The sequence below is a fragment of the Frigoribacterium sp. CFBP 8766 genome (genome assembly GCF_014841435.1).
GTDB lineage: Bacteria > Actinomycetota > Actinomycetes > Actinomycetales > Microbacteriaceae > Frigoribacterium.
The window spans coordinates 163,845-183,115 of the sequence record NZ_JACYTX010000003.1; the positions used below are offsets into that span (position 1 = coordinate 163,845).

At 73.5% G+C, this 19,271-nt stretch carries 12 protein-coding genes; 9 read left to right on the forward strand and 3 right to left on the reverse strand.

Features of this window, described 5'->3' with window-relative positions:
• Positions 1-71 precede the first annotated feature (71 nt).
• Entirely contained in the window at positions 72-1,220 is a 1,149-nt protein-coding gene (locus tag IFT90_RS12365) for an NAD(P)-binding domain-containing protein (protein WP_371812307.1), read from the reverse strand.
• Positions 1,221-1,489: 269 nt separating this feature from the next.
• On the opposite strand from IFT90_RS12365, the gene IFT90_RS12370 reads away from it, so the two are divergent.
• The 5 genes from IFT90_RS12370 to IFT90_RS12390 all read left to right on the forward strand — a co-directional run bounded on the left by IFT90_RS12370 (position 1,490) and on the right by IFT90_RS12390 (position 13,488).
• Positions 1,490-8,374 (forward strand): IPT/TIG domain-containing protein, encoded by a 6,885-nt coding sequence (locus tag IFT90_RS12370; RefSeq protein WP_192042510.1) that lies wholly within the window; start codon positions 1,490-1,492, stop codon positions 8,372-8,374.
• 115 nt (positions 8,375-8,489) lie between these two features.
• Positions 8,490-9,143 (forward strand): hypothetical protein, encoded by a 654-nt coding sequence (locus tag IFT90_RS12375; protein ID WP_192042511.1) that lies wholly within the window; start codon positions 8,490-8,492, stop codon positions 9,141-9,143.
• A 183-nt stretch (positions 9,144-9,326) separates the two neighbouring features.
• On the forward strand, positions 9,327-10,958 hold the full coding sequence (locus IFT90_RS12380) for an APC family permease (RefSeq protein WP_192042512.1): 1,632 nt from the start codon (positions 9,327-9,329) through the stop codon (positions 10,956-10,958).
• On the forward strand, positions 10,955-12,226 hold the full coding sequence (locus tag IFT90_RS12385; RefSeq protein ID WP_192042513.1) for a saccharopine dehydrogenase family protein: 1,272 nt from the start codon (positions 10,955-10,957) through the stop codon (positions 12,224-12,226). Before IFT90_RS12380 ends, IFT90_RS12385 begins: the two co-directional genes overlap by 4 nt.
• A gap of 92 nt (positions 12,227-12,318) precedes the next feature.
• Positions 12,319-13,488 (forward strand): AI-2E family transporter, encoded by a 1,170-nt coding sequence (locus IFT90_RS12390; RefSeq protein ID WP_192042514.1) that lies wholly within the window; start codon positions 12,319-12,321, stop codon positions 13,486-13,488.
• 59 nt (positions 13,489-13,547) lie between these two features.
• On the opposite strand, the gene IFT90_RS12395 is transcribed toward IFT90_RS12390, so the two are convergent.
• Positions 13,548-14,018: a hypothetical protein gene (locus tag IFT90_RS12395; RefSeq protein WP_192042515.1), complete on the reverse strand. Its 471-nt coding sequence runs from the start codon at positions 14,016-14,018 to the stop codon at positions 13,548-13,550.
• A gap of 433 nt (positions 14,019-14,451) precedes the next feature.
• Between IFT90_RS12395 and IFT90_RS12400 the strand changes: the two genes are divergently transcribed.
• A complete protein-coding gene (locus IFT90_RS12400) occupies positions 14,452-14,721 on the forward strand; it encodes a GlsB/YeaQ/YmgE family stress response membrane protein (protein ID WP_192042516.1) in 270 nt (89 codons plus the stop codon).
• A 68-nt stretch (positions 14,722-14,789) separates the two neighbouring features.
• On the opposite strand, the gene IFT90_RS12405 is transcribed toward IFT90_RS12400, so the two are convergent.
• On the reverse strand, positions 14,790-15,815 hold the full coding sequence (locus IFT90_RS12405; protein WP_192042517.1) for a substrate-binding domain-containing protein: 1,026 nt from the start codon (positions 15,813-15,815) through the stop codon (positions 14,790-14,792).
• A 146-nt stretch (positions 15,816-15,961) separates the two neighbouring features.
• On the opposite strand from IFT90_RS12405, the gene IFT90_RS12410 reads away from it, so the two are divergent.
• The 3 genes from IFT90_RS12410 to IFT90_RS12420 are packed head-to-tail and all read left to right on the forward strand — an operon-like array spanning position 15,962 to position 19,219.
• Positions 15,962-17,251 (forward strand): ABC transporter substrate-binding protein, encoded by a 1,290-nt coding sequence (locus tag IFT90_RS12410; RefSeq protein ID WP_192042518.1) that lies wholly within the window; start codon positions 15,962-15,964, stop codon positions 17,249-17,251.
• A gap of 7 nt (positions 17,252-17,258) precedes the next feature.
• Entirely contained in the window at positions 17,259-18,281 is a 1,023-nt protein-coding gene (locus IFT90_RS12415) for a carbohydrate ABC transporter permease (RefSeq protein ID WP_123546985.1), read from the forward strand.
• Positions 18,278-19,219, forward strand: coding sequence for a carbohydrate ABC transporter permease (locus IFT90_RS12420; protein ID WP_192042519.1), 942 nt, complete (start codon positions 18,278-18,280; stop codon positions 19,217-19,219). Before IFT90_RS12415 ends, IFT90_RS12420 begins: the two co-directional genes overlap by 4 nt.
• Positions 19,220-19,271 lie beyond the last annotated feature (52 nt).

The window sequence follows — 19,271 nt, forward strand, 5'->3', positions numbered from 1 at the left end:
CGAAGCGACGCGATGTGCCGCGCAGGTTCGTCGCTTCGACGGAGCTTCGCGCGCGTCTCGCGGAGCTTCCGTCAGCAGGCAGGGCCGAGCAGGTCGCGCGCGAGCTCGCGCACCGCGGCGCGGCCGGCGCGGTTCGCGCCCACCGTCGACTGTGACGGCCCGAAGCCGATCAGGTGCACCCGCCGGTCGCGGGCGGCCCGGGTGCCGACGAGCGGGACGCCCCCGAGCGGCCCCCGCAGGTCGAGCCCGTCGAGGTGCCCGACGCTCGGCCGGAACCCCGTCGCCCACAGCACGACGTCGACGCTCGTCGACGAGCCGTCGGCCTCGACGACGTGCCGCGGCCCCATCGCGGTGAACATCGGTCGCCTCTCGAGCACGCCGCGCCGCGCGGCCTCGCGGGCGTAGCCCGTCCAGATCAGCCCGGTGTACGACACGATGCTGCCCGGGAGGCGGCCGGCCGCGGCGTCCTCGGCGACGCGTCGCTCGACGTCGACGCCGTCCGACCCCGAGGTGAAGTCGTGGTCGAGGAACACGGGCTCACGCCGCGTGTACCAGAGCGTCGTCGCGACCCGGCTGATCTCGTCGAGCAGCTGCACCGCCGAGATGCCGCCGCCGACGACGGCGACGCGCCTTCCCGCGAACTCGGCCGCCGAGACGTACTCGCGCGTGTGCAGCTGACGACCTGCGAACGAGGAGGCGCCGGGCACGTCCGGCAGCACCGGCTCGTCCCAGGTGCCCGTCGCGTTCACGAGCGCGCGCGTGGTCCACGTGCCGGCGTCGCTCTCGACCCGCAGCAGGCCCGCGGGGTCGTCGTCGACGGCGTCGACCCTCGTCACCTGCACGGGACGGTGCACCCGCAGCTGCTCCGCCTCCTCGTAGGCGGCGAAGTAGCGCGGCACGGCGACCCGGCTCGGCTCGGACTCGTCGACGGGCGGCAGCGCCATGCCCGGCAGGTCGAAGATGCCGTTGACGGTGGCCATCCGCAGCGACTCCCAGCGGTGCTGCCACGCGCCTCCCGGTGCCTCGCCGGCGTCGACGACGACGAACGTCGGCGCAGCGTCCGCAGAGCCAGAGCCAGAGCCAGAGCCAGAGCCCGAGCCCGCACCGCCCTCGGCCGCGACGAACCCCCGGAGGCGCAGGTGGTGCGCCGCGGAGAGCCCGGCCTGGCCTGCCCCCACGACGGTGACCGTCGCGTGCCGCAGGTCGTGGAGGAGGTGCACGGGACCACGCTACGGCGGTGACCCGGGAGGCCCGTCACGCAGCGCGCACGGCCGGTCACCCGCGCCGCCGGCGCCCCCCTCGCCCACCTCCTCCTGGACCCCCATTCCGGGGGTCGATCGGCCGGATCGGGGGACATGCGGCGAAATAGGTCGAGCGATCCTCGCCGACGTGCCCTATCGTCGGCCAGGTAGCGAGTCTGCTGCCTCGGTCTCACCAACCGACGGCGCAGGCGCCAACCACCGCTGCCATGAGGATCAGGAGCGAGTCCATGAGGACTGAAGCACTCGCGCGCGCCGAAAAAGGGCGACCGACCGCGCACCGTCACCACTCCAGGGCGAAGCAGGGCGTGGCCGTGCTCACGGCCGCCCTGCTCGGCATCGGCGGCAGCGTGCTCGCCGCGGCCCCGGCCACGGCCGCCCCGGCGGCCTCGATCGCCGAGGGCAGGTTCCTCGACGGCACCGCCCTCGGGCTCGACCTCGCGAACGTGCTGCTGCTGCAGCCCGCCGCGGCCACGAACACGGGGCAGCCGGCCCCGGTGACGCAGTCGACGCCCCTCGACGTGACGGTGCTCAACGCCGCCCGCGCCGACCTCGGCAGCGGCATCCAGCTGCTCGGCCCCAACGGACTCCTCACCGTCGGCGCCGTCAACGAGTTCGCGCAGGCGAACGCGAACGGCAGCTCGACCGCCGCCTCCGGCGCCGTGACGAACGCCGGCGGGATCGGCGTCGGCGGGCAGGCCGGGGTGCCGCAGGCGAACGCCAGCTTCAACCTCAGCCGCCTGGCGAACACGCAGGCGCTCGCGAACCTCCGGGTCACGACGGGTGCCCTCTCGGCCACCGCAGCGCAGGCCGCCGGGCCGAACGGGGCCCAGACCGGCGCGTACCAGATCGCCGACCTCGACCTCAGCCTCACCAGCCCGGTCCTCGCGACGACGATCAACGGCCTCCGCTCGACCCTCACGAGCCTGCAGCCGACGGTCGACGCGATCCCCGCCACGCTGACCGGCCTGCTCGGCCCGACCGTCCAGGTCTCCGGCCTCCCGAACCTGACCACCCTCGGCAACTCGCTCACGACCGTGACCAGCGCCGACGGGTCGATCACCGCGAACCTGCAGACGGGCGCCATCACGGTCGACGTCCCCACGGTCCTCGCGTCCCAGGGGCTGGACATCAACACGCTGCCGGCCGGCACCGAGCTGACGCCCTACATCACGACCGCGCTCACGACGCAGCTGCTCCCGGCCGTCACGGTCGCCCTGCAGTCCCTGGTGACGCAGATCACCAGCAGCCTCAACGGCGTCACGGCGACGGTCAACGCGCTCGGCCTCCGGGTCCCCGTCAACGTCGGTGTGCTCGGGCCCGTGCTCGCCGACGCGCTCGCCCTCGCCGTCGCGCCGGTGAACACCGTCATCGCTGGCCTCGGCACGACCGTCATCACCCCGCTCGCGAGCGCCCTCACCGGCGTCGTGTCGCTGCGGGCGAACAACAAGACGACCGCCGGCGGCACCTTCACGCAGAGCGCCCTCCGCGTCGGCCTGCTCGGCGTCCTCCAGGCCGGCACCGCCGTGGAGCTCGCCTCCGCCTCGGTCGGCCCGAACGCCGGCCCGCTCGCCGCGCCGACGCTCACCGGCATCACGCCCGTCGAGGGCCCGGTCGCGGGCGGCACCGCCGTCACGCTCACCGGCTCGGCCTTCACCGCGGACTCGCGCGTGAGCGTCGACGGCGGCGCGCCGATCACGCCCACGGCGGTCTCGGACGACGGCACCTCGCTCACCTTCGCCACGCCCGCCCACGCGGCAGGCCCGGTGCCGGTCACCGTCACAACCGCCGTCGGCACCTCCGGCCCGCAGACCTTCACCTACATCCCGGTCCCCGCGATCACGGGCCTCACCCCCGCCCAGGGCCCCGTCGGAGGCGGCACCACGGTGACCGTCGCCGGTTCCGGGTTCCTCGACGGCTCGACGGTCTCGGTCGACGGCTCCGCCCCGATCACGCCCGACAGCATCGCCGGCGACGGCTCCTCGCTCACGTTCACGACCCCGGCGCACGCCGTCGGGCCGGTCGGCGTGACCGTGACGACGCGCGGCGGCACCAGCGCCCCGCAGACCTTCACCTACCAGCCCGCCCCCGTCGGCGCGCCCGTCCTGACCGGCATCACGCCGGTCGAGGGCCCGGCAGGAGGCGGCACCCCCGTCACGATCACCGGTTCGGCCTTCACCGCCGGCTCGACCGTCTCGGTCGACGGGTCCGACCCGATCACGCCCGACACGATCGCGACCGACGGCACGACGCTGACGTTCACGACGCCCGCCCACGCCGCCGGCCCCGTGCCGGTGACGGTCACGAACGGCACGGGCACCTCGGCGCCCCAGACGTTCACGTACCTCGCGCCTCCGCTCGCCGCTCCCGTCCTGGACACGATCACGCCCGACGAGGGCCCGGTGGGAGGCGGCACCTCCGTCACGATCACCGGCACCGGCTTCACCGCCGGCTCCACGGTCTCGGTCGACGGCTCCGCCCCGATCACGCCCGACGCGCTCGCCGACGACGGCACGTCGCTGACGTTCACGACGCCCGCGCACGTCGAGGGCACCGTCGCCGTCACGGTGACGAACGCCGGCGGCACGTCCTCGCCGGTGGACTTCACCTACACGCCCGCCCCGGCCACCGCGCCGGTGCTCGCGACGATCGCCCCCGACGAGGGACCGGCCGGAGGCGGCACCGCCGTCACGATCACCGGGACCGGCTTCACCGCCGACTCGACGGTCTCGGTCGACGGCTCCGCCCCGATCACGCCCGACGCCATCGCGACCGACGGCACGTCGCTGACGTACACGGCTCCGGCGCACGTCGCCGGCACCGTGCCCGTCACGGTGACGAACGCCGGCGGCACGTCGGCGCCGCTCGAGTTCACCTACCTGCCGGCCCCGCCGACGGCGCCCGTGCTCGCCACGATCGCCCCCGACGAGGGACCGGCCGGAGGCGGCACCGCCGTCACGGTCACCGGGACCGGCTTCACCGCCGACTCGACGGTCTCGGTCGACGGGTCCGCCCCGATCACGCCCACGGCGATCGCCGCCGACGGCACCTCGCTGACGTACACGGCTCCGGCGCACGTCGCCGGCACCGTGCCCGTCACGGTGACGAACGCGGGCGGCACCTCCGCCCCGCTCGACTTCACGTACCTGCCTGCTCCTCCGACGGCCCCGGTGCTCGAGACGATCGACCCTGCCCAGGGACCGGCCGGAGGCGGCACCGTCGTCACCGTGACCGGCACCGGCTTCACCGCCGGCTCGACCGTCACCATCGGCGACACGACGGGCCTCGTGCCCGACGCGGTCTCGGACGACGGCACGTCGCTGACCTTCACGACGCCGCCGAACGCCGCGGGCGACGTGACCGTCACGGTGACGACCGAGGGAGGCACGTCCGCACCGCTGCCGTTCACGTACACCGCGCCTCCTGCGGGTGCTCCGGTGCTCGCGACGATCGACCCCGTCGAGGGACCGGTCGCCGGCCGCACCGTCGTGACGCTCACCGGCTCGGGCTTCCTGCCCGGCTCGACCGTCAGCATCGGCGACACGACGGGCCTCGTGCCCGACTCGATCGACCTGACCGGCACGACCCTGACCTTCACGACCCCGGCGAACGCCGCGGGGCCCGTGGCCGTCACGGTGACGAACCTGGCGGGCACGAGCGCACCGCTCGGCTTCACCTACCTGCCGGCCCCGGCCGACGCGCCCGTGCTCATCTCGGCCACCCCGGTCGAGGGACCGGTCGGAGGCGGCACGATCGTCACCGTCGCCGGCTCGGCCTTCGCGCCCGGCTCGACGGTCTCGATCGGCGACACGGTCGGCCTCGTGCCCGACTCGATCTCGACGGACGGCACCGAGCTGGTCTTCACGACCCCGGCGAACGCCGCGGGCCCCGTGAGCATCACGGTCACGAACGCCGCCGGCACGAGCGCCGGGCTGCCGTTCACCTACCTGCCGGCCCCGGCCGACGCCCCTGTGCTCACGACGATCGACCCCACCTCGGGCCCGGTCGGCGGCGGCACCGAGGTGACGATCACCGGCACCGGGTTCACGGACGACTCGACCGTCACCATCGGCGACACGACGGGCCTCGAGCCCGACCTGGTCTCCGACGACGGCACGTCGCTGACGTTCACGACCCCGCCCAACGCCGTCGGTCCCGTGACCGTGACGGTGACGAACGACGCGGGCACGAGCGCCCCGCTGGGCTTCACCTACGTGGCGGCCCCGGTCGGCGCACCGGTGCTCGCGACGATCGACCCCGTGGAGGGACCGGTCGGCGGCGGCACCCCGGTGACGATCACCGGCACCGGCTTCGCGGCCGGGTCGACCGTGTCGATCGGCGCGTCCGCGGGCATCGTGCCCGACGACATCGCCGCTGACGGCACGTCGCTCACCTTCACGACCCCGGCGAACGTCGCCGGTCCCGTGGCGGTCACGGTGACGAACGACGCGGGCACCAGCGCGCCGCTCGGCTTCACCTACGTCGCGGCGCCCGTCACCGCACCCGTGCTGACGACGCTGGCGCCCGACTCGGGCCCGGTCGGCGGCGGCACCCCGGTGACGATCACCGGCACCGGCTTCACGCCCGGCGCCACGGTCACCGTCGGCGGCACCGCCGGCATCGTGCCGGACGACGTCTCCGACGACGGCACCGAGCTGACCTTCACGACCCCGCCGGGCACCGTGGGCGACGTGCCGGTCACGGTGACGACCGACGGCGGCACCTCCGCGCCGCTGACCTTCACCTACGAGGCGGCCCCGGCCGGCGCGCCGGTCCTGACGTCCCTGACGCCCGAGTCCGGCCCGGCCGGCGGCGGCACGTCCGTCACGATCACCGGCTCGGCCTTCCTGCCCGGGTCGACGGTCACGGTCGGCGGCACGGCAGGCATCGTCCCCGACGCGATCGGGGTCGGCGGCACGACGCTCACCTTCACGACGCCCCCGGGCACCCCGGGCGACGCTGCGGTGACGGTGACGAACCTCGCGGGCACGAGCGCACCGCTCGAGTTCACCTACGTGGCGCCTCCTCTGGGCTCGCCCGTGCTGACGGCCATCGCGCCCGACGCCGGACCGGCGGCGGGCGGCACCTCGGTGACGCTCACGGGCACCGGCTTCACCCCCGCGTCGACGATCACGATCGGCGACGCGACGGGCATCGTCGGCACCCTCTCGCCCGACGGCACGCAGCTCACGTTCACGACCCCCGGCGGCACCGCCGGCGACGTGCCCGTGACGGTCACGAACGCGACGGGCACCAGCGCGCCCCTGACGTTCACGTACCAGGCGGCGCCCGTCGTCGCACCGACGCTGACGACCCTGACGCCCGCCGAGGGCCCTGCAGGAGGCGGCACCCCGGTCACGATCGTCGGCACCGGCTTCACGGGCGACTCGACGGTCACGGTCGGCACCACGACGGGCATCGTGCCCCTCTCGGTCTCGACCGACGGCACCTCGCTGGTCTTCACGACGCCGGCCGGCGCCGTGGGCCAGGCCGACGTCTCGGTGACGACCCCGGCAGGCACGAGCGGCACCCTGCCGTTCACCTACCAGGCGGCCCCGGTCGGCGCGCCCGTGCTGGCGACGCTGTCGCCGACGAGCGGTCCTGCAGGAGGCGGCACCACGGTGACGGTCACCGGCACCGGCTTCACCCCCGGGTCGACGGTCTCCGTGGACGGCTCCGCGCCGATCACCCCCGTGATCGACGGTGCCGGCACGTCGCTGACCTTCACGACCCCGGCTCACGCCGCGGGCCCCGTGCAGGTCACGGTGACGAACGAGGCGGGCACCTCCGCCCCGCTGCCCTTCACCTACCTGGCGCCGGCGTCCACCGCGCCCCTGCTGCTGAGCCTGGCGCCCGCGTCCGGCCCGGTCGGCGGAGGCACCGTCGTGACGATCACCGGCTCGGGCTTCGTGGTCGGCGCGACGACGGTCTCGATCGACGGAGGCGCCGCCCTGACGCCCTCGTCCGTCTCGCTGGACGGCACGCAGCTGACCTTCACCACCCCGGCCGACACGGCCGGCCCGGTGCCGGTCACGGTGACCACCGCCGGCGGCACCAGCGCGCCGCTGACCTTCACCTACGTCGCGGCTCCCGCCGGGGCGCCGGTGCTGGCCTCGCTCACGCCGAGCTCCGGCCCGGTCGGCGGCGGCCAGACGGTGACGATCACGGGCACCGGCTTCGCGGCCGGGTCCACGGTCTCGGTCGACGGCGGGGCAGCGATCACGCCCGCCACGATCAGCGCCGACGGCACGTCGCTGACGTTCACCACTCCGGCGCACGTCGCCGGGCTGGTGCAGGTGACGGTCACGAACGCCACGGGCACGAGCGCCCCGCTGACGTACTCGTACCAGGCCGCGGCCGCGCTGGCTCCCCAGCTGACGTCGCTGACGCCTCCGACGGGTCCCGTCGGCGGCGGCACCGTCGTCACCGTGACGGGCACCGGGTTCACGCCGGGCTCGACCGTCTCGGTCGGCGGCTCCGCCCCGATCACGCCGGACAGCATCTCGGCCGACGGCACGACGCTGACGTTCACGACCCCGGCCGGCACGGCGGGCAGCACGACCGTCACCGTGACGAACGCCGCAGGGACCAGTGCCCCGCTCCCCTTCGTGTACGCCGACGCGGGCGCGCCGCCCGTCGTCACCTCGCCGGTGCCGGGCCAGGTCGTCACGACGCCGAACCCGGTCGTCACGGGCACGGGGACGCCGGGCTACACGGTCACCGTGACCGTCCCCGGCCGGGTGCTCTGCACGACGGTCGTCGCGGCCGACGGCTCCTGGGCCTGCTCGCCGCTCGGCGGGCTGCCCGAGGGCACGTACACGCTGACGGCCACGCAGACCGGTCCTGACGGAGTCGCCTCGGCGGCCTCGGCTCCCGTCCGGTTCGCGGTCGACCTGCCGGCTGCCGGCGGACCCGGTGCCGGGACGCCCGGCGCGGGCACGCCCGGCACCGGCGGCAACGGCGGCTCGGGCTCGGGCGGCTACTACAGCGGCACCGCGGGCAGCGGCCCGCTGGCCTTCACGGGCAGCGACACCGCGCCGGTCCTGCTGGCCGCGCTGCTGCTGATGGTCGCGGGCGGGTTCCTCACCCTGCGGAGGAGGTCGCGCCGCAGCTGAGCCCGCTCAGCGACCACAGGAGGTGCCCGTCCGGCCGTGCCGGACGGGCACCCCCTCGTCTGCGCCCGTGCCGTGGGCCGTGCCTCACGGGACGGTCTGTCGGTAGCGTCGGGGCATGAGCGATCCTGTGACTCCTCCCTCGGCCCACGTCCCCCCTCCGGCCGCAGCCTCGGCGTCCGCGGGCATCGACCGCAGGGCGCTCGTCGTCGCGGGCGCACTCGTCGGGCTGGCCGCCCTGGTCACGGCCGCGCGCTTCCTGATCGGCCTGGCCGCTCTCTCGACGACCTCGCTGTACGCGGTCCTGCCGGTCTTCGCCCTGATCGCGACCCTCGCCACGTCAGCGGGGCTCTGGCTGGTCAGCGGCCGAGGGGGCATCTGCGCGACCTCGCCCGCCGGACGCGTCGCGCTGCGCATCGCTGCCGTCACCCAGGTGCTGGTCGCCGTCCTCGCGTTCATCCCAGCCGTCCTCGCTGCGGGTCCGGGGTCGCTCGTCGTCCTCCTCCTCTCGGTCGTGTCCGTCGTCGCGGCCCTCGTGGGCGCCGTGCTGGCGGCGCGCTCCGGCAGCGTCCGGGGCGTCGCGGGCTGGGTTCTCCTGCCGTGGACGGTGGTGGCCCTCGTCCGCACCGTCGTGTTCTCCACCCCGGTCGGGTTCGCGCTCGGCGCCTCCTCGATCACGGCGTTCGCGTACGGCGGGCAGGTGCTCTCGATCGTCACCCTGCTCCTCGTGGCGGTCGCGTGGCTGGTCGCCGGGCTGCGCACAGCTCGCTGACCTGCCCGCCGCGCGCACGAAGAACCGGGTTCCGAACCATGAACCGCGAAAGAACGCGGTTCATGGTCCGGAACGCGGTTCATGGGCACGGGTGGCGGGCACGCGCGGCGGGCCGGGCGGCAGCCCGGGCGGCAGCGACACAGGCTCGTTGACACGCCCGGGCGGCGGGACTACGTTCTGGCCATGAGCGGTCCCGACGCTTCTCCCGGCCGAGTGCCGACCTCCTCCTCGCGCCCGGCCGCCCCCGGTGCACCGGGGCCCGCCGCCACGGCCCCCGACACCTCTGCCCCTGGTGTCCCGTCCGCCGGCAAGGGCCTCGCTGCCGGCACCCTCGGCCTCTGGGGCTCGACCGTCATCGGCCTCGCGAGCACGGCGCCCGTCTACTCGCTCGTCGCGACGCTCGGCTTCGTGGTCGCCGCCGTCGGGGCGCAGGCGCCGATCGCGTTCATCGTGGCGTTCATCCCGATGCTGTTCATCGCCTTCGCCTACCGCGAGCTGAACCGGGCCGTGCCCGACTGCGGCACGACCTTCACCTGGGTGACGAAGGCCTTCGGCCCCCGCGTCGGCTGGATGGGCGGCTGGGGCGTCGCGATCGCCGGCATCGTCGTGCTGGCCAACCTGTCGCAGATCGCCGGACAGTACACCTGGCTGATGGTCGGCGACGGCTCGCTGGCCGAGAACGTGCCGCTCGTCACGGCGACCGGCGTCGTGTTCATCGCCCTGATGACCTGGATCAGCTACCGCGGCCTCGAGCTCGGCGAGCGCGTGCAGAACGTCCTGCTGGGCGTCCAGTACGTGGCCCTCGCGCTCTTCGTCGTCGTCGCGCTCTACAAGATCGCGACGGGCGACGCCCCGAACGCGACCCCGGTCGAGTGGAGCTGGTTCGACCCGACGGCGTTCACCGACTGGTCGGGGTTCGTCGAGGCCGTGCTGCTCGCCCTCTTCATCTACTGGGGCTGGGACGCCTGCCTCGCCCTCACCGAGGAGACGAAGGACCCGCAGCGCACCCCCGGCCGCGCCGCCGTGCTGTCGACGGCGATCCTGCTCGTCACCTACGTCGGCGTCACCGTCGTCGCGATGTCGTTCGCGGGCCTCGGCAGCACGGGCATCGGCCTCGCGAACGAGGCCAACGCCGACGACGTCTTCTTCGCGCTCAAGGACCCGGTGCTCGGCCCGCTCTCGGTCGTGCTCGTGATCTCGGTGCTCGTCTCGGCCGTGTCGTCGACCCAGACGACCATCTTGCCGACGGCCCGCGGCACGCTCGCCATGGCCGTCTACGGCGCCCTGCCCGCCCGGTTCGGCCGGGTGCACCCGAGGTTCCGCACCCCGTCGTTCTCGACCTTCGTGATGGGCGTCGTCGCGATCGTCTTCTACGTCGTCATGACGCTGGTGAGCGCGAACGTGCTGCAGGACTCGATCCTGTCGCTGGGCCTCGCCATCGCCTTCTACTACGGGCTGACCGGCTACGCGTGCGTCTGGTACTTCCGGCGCGAGCTGACGTCGTCGTGGCAGGCGTTCCTCTTCAAGGGCCTGCTCCCGCTGCTCGGCGCGCTGATGCTCACGTACGCCTTCGTGCAGTCGGTGGTCGACATGCTCGCGCCCGACTACGGCTACACGGTGCTGCTCGGCATCGGCGGCACCTTCGTGATCGGCATCGGCTCGCTGCTGCTCGGCGCCGTGCTGATGGTCGTCTGGTCGGCCTTCGCGGAGTCCCGTCCGTTCTTCCGCGGCGAGAGCCTGAACCGCGACACGGAGGTGCTCGTGCCCGACGAGCCCGAGATCTACACCCGCTCGATCGACGGAGGACTGGCATGACGACGGCACCCACCACACCCGCACCCGGCGACGTCGCCGCGGCACCGGCCCGCATCCTGATCGTCGGCGCGGGAGGCGTGGGCTCGGCCGCGGTCCGCATCGCCGTGCGTCGCGCCTTCTTCGAGCTGCTCGTCGTCGCCGACTACGACCCGGCCCGCCCGCAGGCGCTGGTCGACTCGCTGGCCGACCCGCGCCTCCTCGGCGCCTCGGTCGACGCGTCGAGCGCCGACTCGGTCACGGCCCTGATCCGCGAGCACGCGATCACGCACGTGCTGAACGCCGTCGACCCGCGCTTCGTGATGCCGATCTTCGAGGGCGCCTTCGCGGGCGGAGCGGTCTACCTCGACATGGCGATGAGCCTGTCGCGGCCGCACCCCGACGAGCCGCACGCGCTGACCGGCGTCAAGCTCGGCGACGAGCAGTTCGCGCAGGAGGCGCGGTGGCGGGACGCAGGACGACTCGCCCTGGTCGGCATGGGCGTCGAGCCCGGCATGTCCGACGTGTTCGCGCGCTGGGCGGAGGACGAGCTCTTCAGCGAGATCGACGAGCTCGGCGTGCGCGACGGCGCCGACCTGGTGGTCAGGGGCTACGACTTCGCCCCCTCGTTCTCGATCTGGACCACCATCGAGGAGTGCCTGAACCCCCCGGTGGTCTGGGAGGAGGGGCGCGGCTGGTACACCACCGCCCCGTTCAGCGAGCCCGAGGTCTTCGACTTCCCCGAGGGGATCGGCCCGGTCGAGTGCGTCAACGTCGAGCACGAGGAGGTGCTGCTCATGCCCCGTTGGACGAGCGCGAAGCGCGTCACCTTCAAGTACGGCCTCGGGCAGGAGTTCATCGACGTGCTGAGGACGCTGAACAAGCTCGGGCTCGACAGGACGGCCCCGGTCGACGTCAAGGGGGTGCAGGTCTCGCCGCGTGACGTGGTCGCGGCCGTGCTGCCCGACCCGGCGACGCTCGGCGACGTGATGTCGGGCAAGACGTGCGCGGGCGTCTGGGTGCGGGGCACGGGCAAGGACGGCAGGCCGCGGTCGACGTACCTGTACCACGTGGCCGACAACGAGACCTCGATGCGCGAGTACGGCTCGCAGGCCGTCGTGTGGCAGACGGCGCTCGGGCCGGTGATCGCCCTCGAGCTGCTCGCCACGGGCGTCTGGTCGGGCGTCGGGATCCTCGGGCCGGAGGCGTTCCCGGCCGGGCCGTTCCTCGACCTGCTCGCCTCGCCCGAGGGGCACGACTCGCCCTGGGGGATGGTCGAGAAGCCGATCTGAGCGGCGACGCGGCTCGGCCTCGGCGCAGCCGCGTCGGACCTCAGGCAGCCCTCCGTCGGCCCTCCGGCGGCGGCGACCGCCAGGATGGTCGGATGGCCCTCTCGCACCGTGCCCGCTCCGTTCGCCGCTCGACGGCGCCGTCCGGTGCGTCCGGCCCGTCCGACGCCTCGTCGTCCGCGCGCTCGACTGCGTCTCGTGACCAGTCGTCCAGCCCGCTGCGGCGCCCCGGCGCGTTCCGGTTCGGCCTGATCGCGACCCTCGGCGGCGGGCTCGGCGTCGGCATCATCGTCGCCCTGATGGCGCTCTCGACGATCCTCGTCTACATCGGCCTCGCGTTCTTCCTCGCCCTCGCCTTCGAGCCCGTCGTGCGGCGCCTCTCCCGGGCCGGCGCCCCGCGCTGGGTCGGCGTCGTCGTCTCGATCGTGCTCGTGCTCGGCGCGGTCGTCGGCATCCTCGCCGCCGTCGTGCCCGCGCTCGTCGACCAGGTCGGCCACGTGATCCGCACGGCGCCCGCCGCCCTGCAGGACATCTCGCGCCAGCCGTGGGTGCAGCAGGCCGTCGAGACCCTCGGCCTGGAGGTCGACGTCGACGACGCGGTCGCCGCCGTGAGCTCGTACCTGCTCGACCCCGACCGCCTGCTCGCCCTGGGAGGCGGCGTGCTCGCCGTCGGCCAGGGCATCACCAACGGCATCACCGCGGTGATCATCGTCGCGATCCTCACGATCTACTTCGCCGTGACGCTGCCGCAGATGCTCCGCTCGCTCAGCCGGGCCGTGCCGCGCAGCCACCGCGAGCGTGTGATGGACATCTCGGACGAGATCTTCCTGTCCGTCGGCCGCTACGTCGCGGGGCAGGTGGCGCTCGCCGCGATCAACGCCGTCTTCGTCTTCGTGGTGCTGACCATCGCCGGCGGTCCGGTGCCCGTGCTCTTCGCCGCCCTGGCGTTCCTCGGAGCGCTCATCCCCGTCGTCGGCACCGTGGTCGCGTACGCGATCATCATCGCGGCGACCCTGAGCGTCTCGCCGGTGACCGCGATCGTCGTCGGCGTGGTGCTGCTGGTCTACGCGCAGATCGAGGCGTACGTGCTCACGCCGCGGGTCATGTCGAAGGCCGTGGCCGTGCCGGGGGCACTGGTCATCGTGGCGGCCTTCGGGGGAGGTGCGCTCGGCGGCGTGCTCGGCGCGCTCGTCGCGATCCCGATCGCCACGGCGGGGGTCGTCGTGTTCGAGCGCGTCGTCGTGCCGCGGCAGCAGAGGGTGTAGCGGCCCCGGCCGTCAGAGGAGCAGGCGCCGAGGGCGAGGAAGTGCCGCGGCTCAGGCCGTCAGGCAGTCGGCGCGTCGTCGGCGTAGCCCGCGGGCCGTGCCGGTCGAGCCGGGCGGAACGCGGGAGCCGGCTGCCTGCCGTCGTCGGGGTCGCGAGGCTCGGGCGGGCGGGTGCGGAGCGGCGCGTCGTCGGCGGACTCCGCGGCGTGCTCCTCCTCGTCGACCGAGCTGCCGGACGCGGCGTCCACGAAGCGCGCCCCGCCCACGGCGGCGGCGCGGCGCACGAGCTCGGCGACGAGCGCCTCGTCCTCGGGCTCGAGCTCGTCGTCGGGGGCGGTCTCGATCATCAGCTGGCTGGCGGGGCCGAGCAGCAGCTCGGCGGTCGCCGCCGACCCGTGCTCGTCGCTCGTGGGCACGTCGACGATGTCGGTCGTGCCGTTCTGCCCGAGGGCCGCGGCGTAGGCGATGACGGCCTCGGCGATCGCGTCGCCCGTCATCACGCGGTTCTCGCCGTAGACGATGTACTTCATGGTCCCCCTCGGTAGGCCTCCAGCATGCTCCGCCGGGGGTGTGCGCGCTCGCGGGAGGCGCCTCCTGCGACGAGCGGGAAAGTCACCCAATCGGGGGGTGCCTCGGCTCCGAAGACATGCCCGGGTGTTCCCTAGGCACCCGGCACGGCTCGCGGCCGTGCACCTCCGGGAGCCCGAACTCCCGGTGGGCGCCGAGAGCCCCGACTCTCGGCACGGGCTCCTGCGTCAAGGGCGACGCACGAGCCTGCCAGGGGGGCTCATCAGGGGCCCCGGCTCCGGACACCTCCCGTTCACCTAGCCCTCGTGCCGTCGGCGCACAAGGGGGTGTTCCTGATTGATTCCGGACAAAGTGCCCGTCTGGGAGCAAGCTGGTGGTCGACCTCGGGTCGCCTGCCCCGAAGCGGCCCCTCATCATCTTCAGAAAGGGCTCACCATGAGCTTCCTCGCCTTCATCCTCCTCGGCCTCATCGCCGGCGCCATCGCCAAGCTCATCCTCCCCGGCCGTCAGGGCGGCGGATGGCTCGCCACCCTCGTCCTCGGCGTGGTCGGCGCCCTCATCGGCGGCTGGGTCGGCGGCGCGCTGTTCAACGTCGGCTACGACGGCTTCTTCTCCATCCAGAGCTGGCTCATCGCCATCGTCGGCGCCATCGTCGTCCTGCTCATCTGGGGCCTCATCACCGGTCGTCGCGGCGCCAAGCGCTGACCCGACCCGCAGCACCCGAAGGCCCCCGTCGCTCTGCGGCGGGGGCCTTCGCCGTCCCCTGCCGCCCGCTAGCGGCCGTTCGGCGCCGGCACCGGGCCGGTCGTGCCGCGGACGACCAGCTTCGTCGGCAGCTGCACCTCGGGCCGGTCGATGACCCCGCCCTCGAGCAGCGTGAACAGCATCGTCGTGGCGACGGTCCCGAGCCGGTGCATCGGCTGCCGCACGGTCGTCAGCGCGGGCTGCTCCCGAGACGCCTCGGGGATGTCGTCGAACCCGACGAGGCTGAGGTCGTCCGGCACCCGCAGGCCGAGCTCGTGGGCCGTGCGCAGCACGGCGATCGCCGACAAGTCGTTGGCGGCGAACACGCCGGTCGGGCGGTCGGCCGGCCTGACGTCGAGCAGCTCGCGGGCGGCACGGCGTGCGGCGCCCATCTCGAAGTCGCCGTCGCGGGTCAGCGCCGGGTCGCGCGTGATGCCCGCCGAGCGGAGCGCGTCCGCGTAGCCGGCCTCGCGCAGCGACGCGGAGCGCAGGTCGGGCCGCCCGGCGAGGAACCCGATGCGCCGGTGCCCCAGGGAGACGAGGTGCTCGACCGCCTGCACCGCGCCTCCTCGGCTGTCGGCCTCGACGCTCGGCAGGTCGGCGCGCCCCTTGTGCGGGTCGACCGCGACGACCGGCACGCTCGTGGTGGTCGTGAGGACCGACGGGGTGACGAGGATCGCCCCGTCGATGAGCGTGCCGCTGAGGCGGCTGAGCGAGCGCCGCTCCCAGCCGTCGGCGCCGCCCTGGTGCGCGCCGCTGTAGGCCAGCAGGTCGTACTCGGCGCCGAGCTGGCGCACGGCGGTGCCGACGCCCTTGAGCACCTCCGAGCTGAACGGCTCGAAGTCGGCCACGAGCACGCCGATCACGCCGGTGCGGCGGGCCCGCATGCTGCTGGCGACGAGGCTCGACTCGTAGCCGAGCGCGTCGACCACGGCCATCACCTTCGCCGTCGTCTCGGGGGAGACCCCGTACCGGCCGTTGACCGCCTTCGACACGGTCGCGAGCGAGACGCCCGCCGCCGCGGCGACGTCGTGGATGGTCGGACGAGCGTTCACGAGCGCGAGCCTAGCCTTGTCGAAATGGTTTTCGAAAACGTTTGACACCCTCTCGGCCATTTCTGACACTGGTCCGACGCAGCACATCGGAGCGCTGCGTCCCGGGCCGACCACGGCCGCTCAACGACGAGGAACAGGTGGCACTGATGACGACGACGACCCGACGACTCCTGGCGGGGTCCGCAGCCCTGCTGGTGGGAGCAGGACTCCTGACCGGCTGCAGCGCAGGCGGATCCGGGGGAGCCGACGACGGCACCCTCACCCTGTGGCAGAACTCGACCACGGGCCCCGGCCAGGACTTCTGGGTGAAGGCCGCGGCCGACTTCACGGCGGCCAACCCCGACGTCGACATCGACGTCCAGACCGTGCAGAACGAGGACTTCGACAGCAAGCTGCAGACCGCCCTGAACTCGGGCGACGCCCCCGACGTGTTCCTGCAGCGCGGCGGCGGCAAGCTCCAGGCGATGGTCCAGGCCGGGCAGGTGAAGGACATCACGGACGGCATCTCGGACGACGCCCGCGCCGACATCAGCGAGGGCACCTTCGGGGCCGGCTCGATCGACGGCAAGGTCTACTCGATGCCGATCGCCGTGCTGCCCGGCGGCTTCTGGTACAGCCAGGACGTCTTCGACGCGGCGGGCATCACGACGCCCCCCACGACGATCGACGAGCTCGACGACGCCGTCACGGCGCTGAAGGACTCGGGCACCCAGCCCGTCGCTCTCGGCGGAAAGGATGCCTGGCCCGCCGCGCACTGGTACTTCTTCTTCGCCCTGCGTGCCTGCAGCAGCGACACCCTGGAGCAGGCCGCGACCGACCGCGACTTCAGCGACCCCTGCTGGGTCGACGCGGCGCAGGACCTCGCCGACTTCCGCGACACCGAGCCCTTCAACGAGGGCTTCCTCACCACGGCCGCCCAGCAGGGCGCCGGCAGCTCGGCCGGCCTCATCGCCAACAAGCAGGCCGGCATGGAGCTGATGGGCGCGTGGGACCCCGGCGTCATCGCCTCGCTCACCCCCGACGCGAAGCCCCTGCCCGACCTCGGCTGGTTCCCGTTCCCCGCGATCGACGGCGGCGACGGCGAGCCCGGCGCGATCATGGGCGGCGTCGACGGGTACTCGTGCTCGGCCGGCGCGCCCGACTCGTGCGTCGACTTCCTGAACTACCTGGCCACCCCCGACGTGCAGGAGGCCTACTACAAGGCCTTCAACGCGCCTCCGGTGAACACGGTCGCCCAGGAGGCCGTCACGGAGCCGTACCTGCAGGAGGTGCTGGCCGCCTACAACGACGCCCCGTTCGTCTCGCAGTGGCTCGACACCGTCTACGGCCTCAACGTCGGCAACGCGATGAACGTCGCCGTGGTCGACCTGCTCTCGGGCGACGGCACGCCGCAGGAGTTCGTGGACGCCGTCGACGCGGCCGCCAAGAAGGCGTAGGCCCCTCGTGAGCCTCCGCGAACCCCCCGTGCGGCCCGCCGCACCAGCCGGGGCTCACGCCACCGCCGGGGGCGAGGCAGTCGCCTCGCCCCCGGCGGCCTCCCGGGCCGTGTCCCGGCAGGGGCGTGGTGCCCGCGGCCTCGAGATCGCGCTGCTGGTCGGCCCGGCCCTCGTGGTCTTCCTGGCCTTCGTGGTCTTCCCGATCGTGATGGCCGCCTACTACGGCTTCTTCAGCTGGCAGGGCTTCGGCCCGCCGACCGACTTCGTCGGGTTCCGCAACTACCTGACGATCTTCCAGGACACGACGTTCCTCGACGCCCTGCGCCACAACGCCACGATCGTGGTGCTCTCGCTCGTGCTGCAGGGACCGGTCGCGATCGGCCTCGCGCTGCTGCTCAACCGCAAGCTGCGCGGGCAATCGCTGATCCGGGTGCTGATCTTCGTGCCCTACGTGATCAGCGAGGTCGTCGTCGGCACCGGCTGGAGCCTCATGCTCCAGGGCAGCGGCGCCGTCAACGACGTGCTGACGAAGGTCGGCCTCGGCGCCTTCACGCAGGACTGGCTCGCCGACCCGAGCATCGCCATCTGGACCCTGCTCGTCATCATCACCTGGAAGTACGTCGGCTTCGCCGTGATCCTGTTCCTCGCCGGCCTGCAGGGCGTGCCCGAGGAGCTCAGCGAGGCGGCGGCGATCGACGGCGCGAGCTGGTGGCAGATCCAGCGCCGCATCACGCTGCCGCTGCTCGGCCCGACCCTGCGCATCTGGGCGTTCCTGTCGATCATCGGCTCGCTGCAGCTGTTCGACCTCGTCTACATCATCTGGGGCCAGTACATCGCGGCCACCGCCGGCACCTCGACCATGGCGACGTACATGGTCGCCAACGGCCGCACCTCGGGCAGCTACGGCTACGGCAACGCCGTCGCCGTCGTGTTGTTCCTCATCTCGCTCGTCGTCGCCCTCGTCTACCAGCGCTTCGTGCTGCGGCGCGACACGGCCGGCGCCCTCACCACGTCAGGAGACGAGTCATGACCGCGAGCGCCCTGCCCGTGCGCCCCCGCGGCGCGGCGGGCCCGGACGGCGGAGGCGCGGGCACACCAGCGCGCACGCCCCGGTCCACGGCCGACCGGCCGACCCCCAGGAGGCGCGGCATCGCCGACCCCGGACGCGGCGTCGCGTACGTGGTCGCGGCGGTCGTCATCGTGGCGATGCTCGCCCCCGTGGCGTTCATCGTGATCGGCGGCTTCCGCACCAACGCGCAGATCACGACCGACCCCTCCGGGTTCCCGAGCCCCTGGCAGGTCGGCAACTACCTCGACGTGCTGACCGGCGGCACCTTCTGGCGGCAGGTCGGCAACTCGCTGATCTCGGCCGGGGCCACGACGATCGGCACGGTCGCCCTCGGCCTCGCCGCGAGCTACGTGCTGGCGCGCTACCAGTTCGCCGGGCGCGGGGTGCTCTACGCGCTCTTCGCCGCCGGGCTGATGTTCCCGATGACCGTGGCCATCACGCCGCTCTACCTCGTGATCCGCGACCTCGGGCTGACGAACTCGCTGGCCGGGGTGATCCTGCCGCAGATCGCCTTCGCGCTGCCGACGACGATCATCATCCTCGTGCCGTTCCTGCGGGCGATCCCGGACGAGATCGAGGAGGCCGCGTTCATCGACGGCTGCAGCCGACTCGGGTTCTTCTTCCGCATGGTCGTGCGCCTGTCGCTGCCGGGAGTGATCACGGTCGGCATCCTCGCGTTCATCGGCGCGTGGAACTCGTACCTGCTGCCGCTGTTCATCCTCAACGACCCGTCGACGTTCACCCTGCCGCTCGGCGTGCAGGCGTTCTCGTCGCAGTACTCGGTCGACACGGCACGGGTGCTCGCCTTCACGGCGCTGTCGATGCTGCCCGCGCTGATCTTCTTCAGCCTGTTCGAGCGCCGCATCGTGGGCGGCCTGACGGGGGCGGTGAAGGGATGACCATCGAGATGCAGCACGAGACGGATCGCCGCGGCGACGAGGGCCGGGCCGG